Here is a 13376-nt window from a genome sequence, read left to right on the forward strand (position 1 = left end):
CTAAAGAGAGCGGATATGAAGAAACCCCGGCAAAGCCTGTCCAGCCTGTTCCTGAAGCAGGTGCCTGCGGCTGAGCGCGAGCATATCCGCCGTCTCGAAGAAATACAAAAAGTGCATGAGGGCCGCCCCTTTCATGTCGATGATGGCAATCTGCGTATCATGTATCTGAACCCCAAGTGCATGCAAAGCGCGATGAAGCTGGATGCGCCGGATGAACTGGTGTGCGCCTACTCACGCACGGTCATGGGCCTGCTCATGTTCCACCCGCAGCCTCGCCATATCCTTCTGATAGGTCTGGGCGGTGGCTCACTGGTCAAGTACTGCTATCGCCATCTGCCAGACTGCCGCATCACTGTACTGGAAATCAATGCCGACGTCATCGCCATGCGTGAGCTATTCATGCTGCCGCCAGATGATGAACGCCTGCAAGTCATTCATTGCGATGCAGTGACCCACTTGCAGGACAATACTTACGATGCCGATGTCTTGCTGCTGGACGCGTATGATGAAAATGGCCTGGTAGCAGACTTGAATACGGCAGAGTTTTATGCGATCTGCCATGCCAATCTGGTGGCAAATGGCATCATGGTTGCCAATGTCTGGGGCAAACCCAGTGCCCTGGCTGGCATGCTCAGCCGCTTGCGCCAGCAGTTTGCACGCCAGGTCAGCTGGACGCGCTCACCTGACAGCTATAACCTCATTGTGTATGCCATCAAGGGTGCATTGAATCAGGCCGATGAGCATGCGATAAAGACTTTGTCAGACCGGCATCCATCCTTACAATTTTCTGCATTGCAGGACAAGCTGCTCAGCCTGCCCTTGTCTGCCGATTACGCTGATCCAGAAGAGGAACTGGCAGCACTCAAACTAAGCCTGTCAACCATCATGGTGCCAGACGCCAATGTCCCGCAAAACTATGCAGACTGGAAAAAGCAGGCTGCCCAATAAAAAGCATGTAAGGAAACCCGACAAGCGACGACCAATGAATATCCACTCACTGAGGATGGTTCATGAAAGCCTTGCTCTTATTTGGCGTTTTTTCCTGCGCAGTCAGCAATATGCAAGCCGCAGAAATCTGTAGTAAATCCAGCCCTGCACACACCGTTGCCTTGCTTGAGTTGTATACCTCTGAGGGTTGCGACAGTTGCCCGCCCGCCGACAAAACCATCAGTCGTCTGTATCAAAGCACGGGTTTGAACAGTGAACAAGTCATTCCCGTTTCCCTGCATGTTGATTATTGGGATTACCTGGGCTGGAAAGATGTGTTTGCCAAAAAGACTTATACCGACAGACAAAGGGCTTTGGCTGATCTTGCGAATAGCCGCACTGTCTATACGCCAGAAATATTCATCGCTGGCAAAGAACTACGTAGCTGGCGCAATGGCATGGCAGATGACATCCGCCGTATCAATCAAAAACCTGCCGCGACATCATTGCGTCTGGGCATAGAAAAACTGGCAGATAACAAGCTGTTTTTCACTCTGCAAGGCAATAGCACGCAAGATGCAAAGCTGCATTTTGCCCTGCTTGAACAAGGCCTGGTGAGCAAGATACAGGCAGGCGAAAACTGGGGTGCCACTTTACAACATGACTTTGTCGCCAGGGAATGGGGTGATGCTTACCCACTCGCCGCTGGCAAGCCGGCAAGCTTTGCTGCCCGACTGAGTGTACCTGCCAATGCCAAACGCAAGAACCTGTCGCTACTGGCGTTTGCCCAGGACAAACAAGGCAATATCTTGCAGGCGCTTAGCATGCCGCTATGTGAGGCCCTGCAGCAATAACACTGCTCACGCCAGATTTTTGATAGCTTGCGACAAAATTCAACGGCCTGGTCTTATTTTTTAAGCAAGCAAGGCATAAATGGCTTAGACTTTCTGCACTTTCATGCCAGTCGCCAAAGGAGCCATCGCCGTGAATATACTCGTCGCTTTGCTGCATCATATCGCCGCCTTTACCCTGGTCAGCACGCTGCTGGCAGAACTTGTGCTGGTGCGTCAGCCGCTTACCGTGTCATCGGCTAAAAGCCTGCGCTTCATCGACAGCATTTATGGCCTGAGCGCCATGCTCATCATCGTGCTGGGTGTCTTGCGTGTGATGTACTTTGAAAAAGGCCAGGATTACTATCTGCATAGCCATGCCTTCATGCTCAAGATGACTGCCTTCATCGTTGTTGGGCTGTTATCCATCTACCCTACTGTGGTATTCCTGCGCTGGGGCAAGGCGGTAAAACAAAATCAGTTGCCGGTATTTCCTGATGCTCAGGCCAGTACCATACAGACCATATTGAAACTGGAACTGGCTGGGGTCATCTTCATTCTTGCTGGCGCGGTACTCATGGCCAAGGGTTACAGTATGTAAAACGGCATGGTTTTGATGAACAAAGGCGACAAGAAAAGTTGTGTAAATGCCTGATTTCTGGCAATCTTTCCACATCATATAGTGCTGCCATCGCGCTTGGCGGCACAATTATCCGGGACATTGCCATGTATGACGAAAACGACTTTACCGCCGTATCCAAATTCCTGAAGCTGGGCATTAAAATCACGTTCAAAAACCCCATGGGGCAAAACCCGTCCTTTCAATCGACCTTTCCCACGCCCAAGGGGGCCACTGTCACCCTGGATGAAAAAAGCCTCTATGATGTAGAGCGCAAACTGCGTGCCCTGATAGGCAGCGATGTACCGGTCAAGACCAAGCTGGCGCCGTTCGCCTATCTTGGGACGAATTTCCGTGGTTTACTGTACTGTACCAAGGGGTCCAACGAATACATCGTGCAGGAGACGCACGACCTGTTTGGCACGGAATCCAAGCGCATAGTACGTACTGCTGAACACTTCATACAACTCTTGAGCTGACGCCTGCCATACCATGATGGCGTTGACCAGGGCCGTTGATACCGCACTTTAGTCAATCCAGCGCTATTCTCACTGGTGTTTCGTCAATCACCGACGAAAGCCGTCATTCGCCGAAAGGGGCGCGACAAGCGCCTTTGCTTTGGGTATCTTGATCTCACAGAACAAAAACACAGAAGTTTTTGATGATAGAAAGGTCAAGATATGTCTGCAAATTCTGAAACCCAGCGCCACAGCAAAGGCAATTTGTTTTTCGGTCTTACCCTGATAGTTGCAGGTAGCGTCTTTTTGATGGACCGCCTGGACGTCATCCATGCGCTTGATTACTGGTTCTTGCTGCCAGCCATGATCGCCATAGGCGGCCTGGTGGATATCATCAGCCCTGGCAAGCCTGAGCATATTGCCAAAGGCTGCTTCAGCCTGGTTTTTGCCTTGTGGCTGTATGTATCGATAGAACAATTATGGGGATGGAACTTCCGCACCAGTTGGCCTTTGCTGTTGATTGCCTTTGGCATACAGCATCTGGTTGGTGGTTTGCTGGCGGCCAGGGACACGCAAAAATAAATATCTACATTATCTACAACGAATGCTCACCAATACCGGATCAATATCATGAAAAACAATAACCCTCAAGGCCGCATCCTGATCGGGGGCATGCTCCTGATTTTTGGCGCGCTGGCCCTGCTAGACAATCTGAATCTGTTCAACGTACGAGAAGTTTTTCACTTCTGGCCCATGGTCTTCATCTTCGTCGGTGCATTGAAGATTTCAAAAAGCGACACTACGGCAGGCTACATCATAGGCTGCGGCTTTGTTGGCCTGGGCGCTTTGTTGATACTGCATCACATGGGCATCATTTATTTCCGCATGCGTGACTGGTGGCCGGTATTCATGATTTTTGCCGGGCTGATGGTCATTTTCAAGGGCAAGATAGGCGATCAGGAAAAACTGATCAACAATGGCACGAACCAGGATGCGATCTGTAATATCGTTGCTGTCATGAGTGGCAACAAGCTGCAAAACAGCTCCCAGGAGTTTCGCGGTGGTGAAATCAATTGCATCATGGGTGGCGTGGAACTGGATTTGCGTGCTGCATCGATACAGTCAGAAGCAACCCTGAATGTCTTTGCCATGTGGGGTGGCATCGTCCTCAAGATACCAAATGACTGGACCGTGGTTTCGCATGGCTCGCCCATACTCGGTGGCTTTGATGACAAGACCGTACCGCCCATGCTGAATGCGAAGAAGCTTTACATCAAGGGTTATGCCGTCATGGGTGGCGTTGAAATCATCAACTGAAGCTAAAGATCCATGCACCCTATTCTGTCGGACCGCCGCCGTTTCCTGGTCTATCTCATTGCCTGGATGATGACAGGGGTGCTGATCGCCAGGCTGCTGGTGGCGGCTGATCTGGCAAACTGGTCATTTGCCCTGTTATTCTCTTTACCTTTGGCCCTGTTTGGCAGCTTCCTGACTTCTTCAGCCTATTTTGTCTGTCGTTCACTGCCGTTCAATCGCCGCAGCTTCAGCCTGGCTGCACTGGTGTTTGCCAGTGCAGCGCTGATTTCTGGCCTTAGCTGGCTGGGACTATGCTATGGCTGGAACCGGGTATTGGTATTGGCATCCGATGATGTGGAGGTGCTGCACTTGAGCAGCCATTTGCTGGTGCTGTTTTTTATCACAGGCTTTGCAGTTTACCTGCTGGCCCTGCTGGCATTTGATGTGTATATCGCCTTCGACAATATACGTGAGGCAGAAAGACGGGAAGCTGCCTCGCGGCTGTTGGCACGAGATGCTGAACTACAGGTCTTGCGCTCGCAAATTGACCCGCACTTCCTGTTTAACAGCCTCAATTCCATCAGTGCCCTGACAGCGATTGATGCTACTGCAGCACGGACGATGACGATAGCCCTTGCTGATTTTTTCCGGCAAACCCTGGCGATTGCAGAAAAAGAAAAAATCAGCCTCAAGGATGAATTGCGCCTGTGCGAAAACTTTCTGGCGGTAGAAAAAATCCGCTTTGGCAAAAAGCTGGGCACAGAGTTTGAGGTCACGGAAGAAGCAGAAAGCGCCCTGATCCCACCCATGATACTGCAGCCCTTGCTGGAAAATGCCATCAAGCATGGCATACGTAATTTGCCCAAGGGCGGCCTGATCAGGGTGACGATATTCCAGCGCGAAGGATGGCTGCATATTGCAGTAGAAAACCCCGTCAGCGCTGAGCCAGGCAATAGTACGGGCAATGGACTGGGCCTGGTCAATCTGCGCCAGCGTTTTTTTGCCCTTTATGGAGAACAGGCGCGTGTCAGTTGGCAGCGTGGAGATGAAAAGTTTACGCTGGAAATGGCTTTACCTTTTGAACCCAACAATCTTCTATAAGCATGAGCAAGTATGAATAAGCGCTTACAAGTCCTGATCGTCGATGACGAAGAACTGGCCCGCAGATTATCACTGGAATATTTGCGTGCTCATCCTGACCTGGACGTCATAGGTGAATGCGAAACCGGGCTGGAAGCTGTCGATGCCATCAACAAACTCAATCCCGACCTGGTCTTGCTGGACATACAGATGCCGCAATTATCAGGGCTGGAAGTGCTGGAACTGACACGCAGGCGCAGCGGCGTGATCTTCACGACGGCCTATGATCAATATGCGCTGAAAGCCTTTGACCTGCATGCGGTTGATTATTTATTGAAACCATACTCCCAGCAGCGTTTTGACGAAGCACTGGGCAAGGCCCGTAAGCTGCTGACGCATGAAACTTCCGCCAGCTCACTCACCTCGCCCACCTCATCAAGCACGCAAGCCCTGGAAACTCTGCTGGCCCAGCAAAGCGAAAAACTGCAACGCCTGCTGATACGTGACCGTGGCCAGGTGCATGTCGTGCCGCTGGATAGCATAGACTATGTTGAAGCCCAGGACGACTATATCCTTATCCATGCGGCGGGCAAATCGTATATGAAGACACAGAGCCTTTCCGAACTTGAGGCCCAGCTTGATGCCAGCAAATTTGTGCGGGTACACCGTTCTTTCCTGGTACAGATCAATGCTGTACAGTCAATTGAAAAAACCAGCAAGGACAGCCAGGTTGCCATCCTCAAAAGCGGCGCCCAGGTAGCTGTCAGCCGGGCTGGCAATGAACGTCTGCGTGCCCTGCTGAGTTAGGGCCTGGCGCTTAGTTGATTGCCTTCAATACCAGGGCCAGTTCCGTCCTGGTTTCCTGCATCAGGGCCTCAATATTGTCTTGATCAATATTCAGCAATTTGAAACTCGCTGGTACGGCATTCCAGTCCAGCGTGTCTATACTTTCATTGACGAAATGGGCGTCGAGAAAATCTGCCACTGTCACGACGTCGATCAAACCAACTTTGTGGGTAGGGCCGGGTCTGTGGTCACGGTGGTCCATGACAGCAACACGGATGTCTTCAGAAATTTCCCAGTCTTCCAGTATCGCGCTGCCTATGCTGGCATGCCAGTGGTCGATCAAATCCCATAGCACCTGCTCAGACTTGAACAATTCCTGGTAATGGTTGGCGCGGTTCAGGATATAGAATTTGCCTATATCATGCAGCAAACCGGCCAGCATGGCCTTGTCAGCGCTAAGGCGGGTATATGTCCTGGCTATCACCATGGCAAGAGCTGCCACTCGCAGGCTGCGCCGCCAGAGACCATCCATCTGGGCTGACAGGCTGCCATTGTATTTATTTTCGGCCAGTTGCTTCATGCCTATGGAGATGGCGAGATTGCGTACTGCAGAAAATCCCAGCAAATTTGTGGCGGCGCGCAAATCACTGATTTTTCTTCCCTGGGCATTAAAACTGGCTGAATTACTCAGGTGCAAAACCTTGGCAGACAAGACAGGCTCAGTACCTATGATGCGTGTCACCATATCAGTAGAGATATCAGTCTGGCTCAACGCTTTCCTGATCTTCATGGTTGCCCCCAAAGACGTGGGAAATACCAGCTTTTTGGCAGACAATTCCGCAGTAAAAGCTTCAAGGAAAGCGAATTCAGTGTTTTTTTGGTCTGTCATGATAGCAATAAGGATGCTGACGATTTTTTATTGTACCTTGCGAAACCTGTTTACGCAGGCTTGGCAAAGTCTGCTTACATGAATTATCAATTGCACTTACTGACCTCTATCCATTTCACAGGCTCTAGCCACCTTTTAATCCCATATTCACGCATTTCGTCGCAAAGCCGGTGCATGGCAGATGGTGAAGGCGTAATCTGTATTCATTGCAACAAGATATTGAAAAACAGAAAACAAAGGGAAATGACATGAAATCTGCTCAAACCGAACAATTATTCACACTGATGCGCCAGGCTGCCCATGAATTCTTTTATCTTTGTCGCAAAGCCTTTGTGGCGATGATGGCCCTGCCGCTGCCGCATTTGCTGGTGATCTGCATGGTGATCGCAGTCGCCCTGATGATATTGCCACTGGCCCTGAGCATCTTTATCGCTTTCATGATATTCAAACTCATCGTCATCTTGCTGGCGATTAACATCAACAAGAACCAGAAGCAGGCCAGGCAATTGAATCAGGAGCAGTAAAGCAGGGCTGTCCCCATGACAGGAAACGCTGCATAGGGGCGGGATTTACAAGGACGTTGCAGCCCTGGCTGCCTGCTCGTACAAACCTGACAATACCCGCAAGAAGCGTGCGAGCTCGCTCAGCTCAAAACTCTCGGTACCATCACCCGTCAGTGCAGATACCAATACCTGCTCACGGATTTCAGAATAACGACGGCAGATATCACGGCCTGCTTCATTGGTCGAATACAGGATTTCCTTACCGCGTTTCTCTGTCTGCACCAGTTTCAGCGCTTGCAGTTTTTTCAATGAATAATTGACGATATGGGTATCTTCGATATTCAGGATGAAGGCGATGTCGGCCAGTTTTTTCTCACGCGCCCGGTGATTGATATGATGCAGCACCAATACATCAGTGATAGTCATGTCTTTCATGCCCACCGCAGCCATGCACCTGACCGCCCAGCGGTTGAAGGCGTTGCTGGCGATAATCATTCCAAATTCAAATTCACTCAATTCTGCACTCCTGCCCTCAGCCAGATGGGAAGAGGAGACGATAGGCACCCTGGGCGCGGCAGTAGTGGCAGTAGATGCAGCCGGACTAGGGGTGGCTTTTTTGACAGGCTTGGTCGTGGACATAATGATTCTTTAAAGATAAATTGAATAAAAGACTGGCGTAATTCATAGCCTGATTTTATCTTCTTTGAGAAAAAAGTCAGTCTTTTCGCGTTGATTTATCAATAAAAAATCGATGTTTTATGTTTTTATCCACAGCCCTCATACTTCGTCTGCCATATTCACCTTAGCTACGCAGCACTTTGCTATTGCTGGACATGCGCAATGCCGGTCTGGCATGCACCGGTATATCCACCGGTGCCGGTGCAGCCTGCATTGCTTTTTCCAGCTTGAACACCGCCACCGTCTCCACCAGTAATTCAGCTTCATCCTGCATGCTCCGGGCTGCCGCAGCCGCCTGCTCGACCAGGGCCGCATTTTGCTGAGTCATCTGGTCCATCATGCTGATAGCCTGGTTGACCTGGACTATGCCGGTATTCTGTTCACGGCTGGCCGCACTGATTTCGCTGATGATCTCAGCCACATGCTGGACTGAGATGACAATATCGCGCATGGTCAGGCTGGCTTCGTTGACAAGCTTGCCACCAGTATCGACCTGCCCAACTGAGTCAGCAATCAGGGTCTTGATCTCTTTCGCCGCACTGGCTGATCTTTGCGACAGGTTGCGCACTTCGGCCGCCACCACCGCAAAACCGCGTCCGTTCTCCCCTGCCCGCGCCGCCTCCACCGCAGCATTCAGCGCCAGGATATTGGTTTGAAAAGCGATGCCGTCAATGACACCGATGATATCGACTATCTTGTTCGAGCTGGCCTTGATTGCACCCATGGTGAGTTCCACCTGATCGATGACCTTGCCGCCCTTGCCTGCATGCTGGTAAGCCTTGCCCGCCAGGTCATGTGCCTGGGCGGCGTTCTCTGCATTCTGGCCTACAGTCGCTGTCAGTTGTTCCATCGACGCCGCAGTTTCTTCCAGACCAGATGCCTGCTGCTCGGTACGGTTGGATAAATCCATATTGCCATTGGCGATTTCGCGTGAGGCAAGGCCGATATTTTCTGAACTCTTCCTGACCTGGCCTACGGTGTTAATCAGACTCTGGCTCATCTGGTTCAGCGATGTCAGCAATTGACCTGTTTCATCATTACTCCTGACTTCTATGTCAGCCCGCAAATCGCCTCCAGCCACAGACTCGGCAAGCAGGATAGCTGCCTTCAGGGAAGCCGTAATCGCCCTGGTCGTCAAGATGGCGATCAACACTGCCACCAGACCCGCGAAAGCCAGCAAGATGATCATCAACACTTGTGCCGCGCCGGATATGGACGCAGCATCGCTGCCGCTGCGTTCCATCTGGCTGGCTTGCAATGTCACCAGTTGATCAAGTGCGGCAAAATACTGGTCTTGTAAAGGGGCGATTTCAGGCAAGACCAGGTCCTTGGCCTGCTCCACCTCATTCTCCACCACCAGCTTGAGAAACTTGTCGAGCACAGGCTGATAACGCTGCTTTGCCGCCAGCACAGCTTGCAGTAATTTTTTCTCTTCAGCCGAGCTGGCCAGTTTGCCAAACTGAGCGAGATCAAGCTCTATCTGTTTGCCTGATTTATCGATGGCAGCCTGCTCAGGTTTTCTCTCATCGAGCGTCGATAGCAGCAAGAGATTGCGCATGCTGCGAGCGATGTGGTCGAGGTCAGCCTTGATGCGATTGACAGTCGCAGTCTTGGGATAGACTTCCTTGACGACCAGATTCACACCCTGGTTGACCCGCCCCAGTTGCGTATATCCCGTCACCGTCAGTGCCAGCATGAGCAAGATGACAAACGCAAAACCCAGACCCAGCTTGTGACCTATCTTCCAGTTCCTGATGTACTTGTTCAACATGGCTAACCCCTGATTCAAAACCTGCTAAATTCGCGGACGAGTCAGGCCAGCGGCAAGTGCAGGCACTTGCCGTCGATCTGCTTACTGCCATTTATCTGCTGTCAGACGCCCAGGTAGGCTTTCTTGACGTCTTCGTTGTTGAGCAGCTCTTGCCCCGTGCCCTGCATGACGATACGGCCTGTCTGTATGACATAACCGTTATGCGCAATTGCCAGCGCCTTGTGCAGGTTTTGCTCAACCAGCAGTATCGACATACCCTGTTCATTGATCAGTTGTATGGTGTCAAGCACCTTGGTGACGAACTTGGGAGCGATACCCCAGGATGGCTCGTCAAGCAAGAGCATCTTGGGCTTGGCCATCAGACCACGGGCTATTGCCAGCATCTGCTGCTCACCACCACTCATGGTGCCAGCGAGCTGGTAACGCCTTTCCTTGAGAATGGGAAAGAGCGTGTACATGGTGTCTATGGATTCAGCCACTTCGTCATCATCACGGCGGGTATAGGCACCCAGTTGCAGGTTTCTTTCTACCGTCAGCCGGGCGAAGATGCGCCGCCCTTCCGGCACCAATGACAGGCCCAGCCCCACCCTTTTGCTGGCCGGGATTTTTTCCAGTGGCTTGCCATCGAATACGATCTGCCCTGCATCTGCCGCATTCAAGCCGGCAATTGCCCGTAAGGTAGTGGATTTGCCATTGCCGTTACCACCCACCAGGGCGACGATCTTGCCCTTCTCAACATCAATATCAACTTTGGACAAGGCCAGCACGCCGTCATAACTGACTCTCAGATTTCTTACTTGCAGCATCATTCATCTCCCAGGTAGGCAGCGATCACTTTGGGATCGTTAGATACTTGTTCAGGACTGCCTTCGGCAATTTTCTTGCCATAATCAAGCACAACTATCGCATCGGCAATCGGCATGATGCCTTCCAGTACGTGTTCAACAATGAGGCAGGAAATACCTTCTTCGCGGATTTTCAAGACCACATCCACCGTCTCCCGGACTTCAGTCGGGTTAAGGCCGGCCATGACTTCATCCATGAGCAACAGGCGTGGCCGGACGGCCAGTGCACGTGCTACCGCCAGGCGGCGCTGCTCGCTGATGGTCATGCTTCCTGCGGGCTTGTCCCTGAACTGCCCAAGGTTGACGAAGTTCAGCAACTTGGTGGCACTCTGCCGCGCATCCCCCACATTCTTGTTGATCAGGAAGGCGCCAACCATGACGTTTTCCAGCGCTGTCATGCTGGTGAAGGTACGCGCCACCTGGAAGGTACGGCCTATGCCTGCACGTGCACATTGCTCGGGGCTCATGCCTGACACCTTGATGTCATTCATCCAGATTTCACCAGTCGTAGGTGGGGCATAACCGGCAATGCAATTGAACATGGTGGTCTTGCCTGCACCGTTTGGGCCTATCAGGCCAACGATCTTGCCAGCACCGACTTCAAAGGAGACATCCTGGTTGGCGGTAATGCCGCCAAAGCGTTTGCTGACGCTTTCTACTCTTAACAAACTCATGCTGCCTCCCTTTTTGCCTCTTGTACATCCTGCTCTTTTTGTGCCTTGACTGCTTTTCTGCGTGCAAAAAATTGCTTGACCCAGCCCATAACACCTGTCGGGTAATACACCGCGATGACCACGATCAAGGCCGCATAAATCACCAGGTCGGTACCACGGCCAGAGCCACCAAACAGGGCACGCGTACCTTCTTCAATGAAAGTCAGTACACCGGCACCTATGACAGGCCCCAGCAAAGTACCCACCCCACCAAGGATAGACACCAGTGCCATCTTGATCGACAGACCGGTATGCAGGACTGAACCGGGGTCTATATACAATTCCTTCTGCGCATACAGGCTGCCACCAATCGCCGTAAAAAAACTGCTGACGGCAAAAGCAATTTGCTTGTAACGGCTGAGGTTGATACCCAGGCTGCGCGCTGCATCTGGTTCATCCTTGATGGCCCGGAAGTAGTAACCGAGATAGCTGTGTTCTATCCAGTAATTCACCGCCAGCGTCACCAGCAAGAGACCGAGGGCGATGTAGTAATACGGTGCCTTGTCAGTAAATATCATGCTGCCCCAGCCTTGCTGGTCCATAGGTATGGTCAGGCCAACAGCAGCACCGGCATATTCCCAGTTCGTGAAAATGATCTGGATGATTTCAGCCACTGCGATAGTCGCCATGCCAAAGTAATGCCCGTTGAGGCGAAAGCATGACCAGCCTATGATGAGACTGATTGCTGCCGCCAGTACACCGCCGCAGATCATCGCCACCCAGGCATTCAGGCCAAACTGTGTCAGCAACAATGTTGAGGTGTATGCACCCAGCCCGTAAAAGGCGACATGCCCCAGCGAGACCTGGCCTGCATAACCACCGACGATATTCCAGGCCACACCCAATTGCGCTGCCATCAAAATCAATATCGCCAGATTCTGGTGCGAAGGATCTTTGACCACGACGGGCACCAGCAATGCAGCCAGTACGCACAAGGCCAGCAATATGTATTTCACCGAGGAATTACCATGTGAATCTGGCGCCAGCAACTCTTGCGCCGAGATCACGGTTTTGTCTTGTATGTTCATTTTTGTACCTTCTCTTCTACGCTATTGCTTGCCCATCAACCCTTGCGGACGGAACATCAGTACCGCCAGGAACAAGGCCAGTACCAGTGCCAGCTTGTATTGCGGCCCGATGAGAAAACCGCCCATGACTTCAATGACACCAACGATGATCCCGGCAAACAAGGCGCCGATAACACTGCCAAAACCACCGAGATTCACGACCACAAAAGCAATCAGGATGAAGTTCGCCCCCACTTCCGGGAAGATGGGAAAGAAAGTAGACAGCAATGCACCCGCCACACCAGCACAGGCAGCACCTATACCCCAGGCCATGGCAAACATTTTTTGCGAATCTATACCCATCAGTTGCGCTGCTTCCTTGTCAGCCGCAGTGGCTTCCAATGCCGCGCCAGCGCGGGTCTTGGTCAGGAACAGGTAAATACCCATGGTCACCAGGATTGCTCCAACACCGGCAGTCACCTGCGGCATGCCCACCTGTATGCCGAATATCTGTACCGCGCCAGAGACGACGGAATGGTCCACCGTCCTGAAATCCGGCTTCCAGAAAAACTGTGCCAGGCCACGGAACAGCATCATCAGGCCAAAGGTCGTAAAAATTTGCGACAGCATCGGCGCATTGGTGATCTTCTTGATGATGAGCTTGTACAACACTGTGCCAAGCGCAAACAGGAACAGTGCCGTTAAAGGCAGGGTAAACATGGGGTCCAAGGCGAACAGCGAGTACATCCAGAAACTGGAGTACATGCCGAACATCAAAAACTCACCATGAGAAAAATTGACGATATCCATGACGCCAAAGATCAGCGTCAAACCTATCGCCACCAGCGCATAGATCAGACCGATCAGTATCCCTGACGCCAGGGTTTGAATAATAATTTCAAGAGACATTTTCTCCTCGCACTTCCTCTTATGTATAGCTATGTAAAACCGACCTCATGTATCGTCAGGTATCG

General features: G+C 51.7%; 16 protein-coding genes. 9 read left to right on the forward strand and 7 right to left on the reverse strand.

The window, feature by feature from the left end:
• The first annotated feature begins 15 nt into the window (after positions 1-15).
• From UNDKW_RS16695 to UNDKW_RS16730, 8 genes are all read left to right on the forward strand, one after another.
• The gene (locus UNDKW_RS16695) at positions 16-948 is read left to right on the forward strand and encodes a fused MFS/spermidine synthase (RefSeq protein ID WP_162059589.1); all 933 of its coding nucleotides are present in this window, start codon (positions 16-18) and stop codon (positions 946-948) included.
• 62 nt (positions 949-1010) lie between these two features.
• Positions 1011-1781, forward strand: coding sequence for a thioredoxin family protein (locus tag UNDKW_RS16700; RefSeq protein WP_162059590.1), 771 nt, complete (start codon positions 1011-1013; stop codon positions 1779-1781).
• Positions 1782-1911: 130 nt separating this feature from the next.
• Positions 1912-2358, forward strand: coding sequence for a DUF2214 family protein (locus UNDKW_RS16705; protein WP_162059591.1), 447 nt, complete (start codon positions 1912-1914; stop codon positions 2356-2358).
• Positions 2359-2483: 125 nt separating this feature from the next.
• Complete coding sequence (locus UNDKW_RS16710; RefSeq protein ID WP_162059592.1) at positions 2484-2855, forward strand: hypothetical protein; 372 nt, start codon at positions 2484-2486, stop codon at positions 2853-2855.
• 201 nt (positions 2856-3056) lie between these two features.
• The gene (locus tag UNDKW_RS16715; protein WP_162042092.1) at positions 3057-3416 is read left to right on the forward strand and encodes a LiaI-LiaF-like domain-containing protein; all 360 of its coding nucleotides are present in this window, start codon (positions 3057-3059) and stop codon (positions 3414-3416) included.
• Positions 3417-3464: 48 nt separating this feature from the next.
• Positions 3465-4151 (forward strand): LiaI-LiaF-like domain-containing protein, encoded by a 687-nt coding sequence (locus UNDKW_RS16720; protein WP_162059593.1) that lies wholly within the window; start codon positions 3465-3467, stop codon positions 4149-4151.
• Between the two features lie 12 nt (positions 4152-4163).
• Positions 4164-5231 carry a sensor histidine kinase gene (locus tag UNDKW_RS16725; RefSeq protein ID WP_162059594.1) on the forward strand — a complete coding sequence of 356 codons (1068 nt, stop codon included), beginning with the start codon at positions 4164-4166 and terminating at the stop codon, positions 5229-5231.
• 12 nt (positions 5232-5243) lie between these two features.
• On the forward strand, positions 5244-6017 hold the full coding sequence (locus UNDKW_RS16730; protein WP_162059595.1) for a LytTR family DNA-binding domain-containing protein: 774 nt from the start codon (positions 5244-5246) through the stop codon (positions 6015-6017).
• A gap of 10 nt (positions 6018-6027) precedes the next feature.
• On the opposite strand, the gene UNDKW_RS16735 is transcribed toward UNDKW_RS16730, so the two are convergent.
• Complete coding sequence (locus UNDKW_RS16735) at positions 6028-6885, reverse strand: HDOD domain-containing protein (protein WP_162059596.1); 858 nt, start codon at positions 6883-6885, stop codon at positions 6028-6030.
• Positions 6886-7133: 248 nt separating this feature from the next.
• On the opposite strand from UNDKW_RS16735, the gene UNDKW_RS16740 reads away from it, so the two are divergent.
• Positions 7134-7409 carry a hypothetical protein gene (locus tag UNDKW_RS16740; RefSeq protein WP_162059597.1) on the forward strand — a complete coding sequence of 92 codons (276 nt, stop codon included), beginning with the start codon at positions 7134-7136 and terminating at the stop codon, positions 7407-7409.
• Positions 7410-7454: 45 nt separating this feature from the next.
• Here UNDKW_RS16740 and UNDKW_RS16745 read toward each other — a convergent pair whose 3' ends face one another.
• The 6 genes from UNDKW_RS16745 to UNDKW_RS16770 all read right to left on the reverse strand — a co-directional run bounded on the left by UNDKW_RS16745 (position 7455) and on the right by UNDKW_RS16770 (position 13311).
• A complete protein-coding gene (locus UNDKW_RS16745) occupies positions 7455-8027 on the reverse strand; it encodes a winged helix DNA-binding protein (protein ID WP_162059598.1) in 573 nt (190 codons plus the stop codon).
• A gap of 163 nt (positions 8028-8190) precedes the next feature.
• Entirely contained in the window at positions 8191-9837 is a 1647-nt protein-coding gene (locus UNDKW_RS30985; protein WP_197892913.1) for a methyl-accepting chemotaxis protein, read from the reverse strand.
• 101 nt (positions 9838-9938) lie between these two features.
• Entirely contained in the window at positions 9939-10643 is a 705-nt protein-coding gene (locus tag UNDKW_RS16755) for an ABC transporter ATP-binding protein (protein WP_162042100.1), read from the reverse strand.
• Positions 10643-11356, reverse strand: a complete 714-nt coding sequence (locus tag UNDKW_RS16760; protein ID WP_162042101.1) for an ABC transporter ATP-binding protein — start codon at positions 11354-11356, stop codon at positions 10643-10645. Before UNDKW_RS16760 ends, UNDKW_RS16755 begins: the two co-directional genes overlap by 1 nt.
• Positions 11353-12423: a branched-chain amino acid ABC transporter permease gene (locus UNDKW_RS16765; protein ID WP_162059599.1), complete on the reverse strand. Its 1071-nt coding sequence runs from the start codon at positions 12421-12423 to the stop codon at positions 11353-11355. Before UNDKW_RS16765 ends, UNDKW_RS16760 begins: the two co-directional genes overlap by 4 nt.
• 21 nt (positions 12424-12444) lie before the next feature.
• Entirely contained in the window at positions 12445-13311 is an 867-nt protein-coding gene (locus UNDKW_RS16770; RefSeq protein WP_162059600.1) for a branched-chain amino acid ABC transporter permease, read from the reverse strand.
• Positions 13312-13376 lie beyond the last annotated feature (65 nt).

The sequence above is a fragment of the Undibacterium sp. KW1 genome, from assembly GCF_009937955.1.
Classification (GTDB): Bacteria; Pseudomonadota; Gammaproteobacteria; order Burkholderiales; family Burkholderiaceae_D; genus Undibacterium.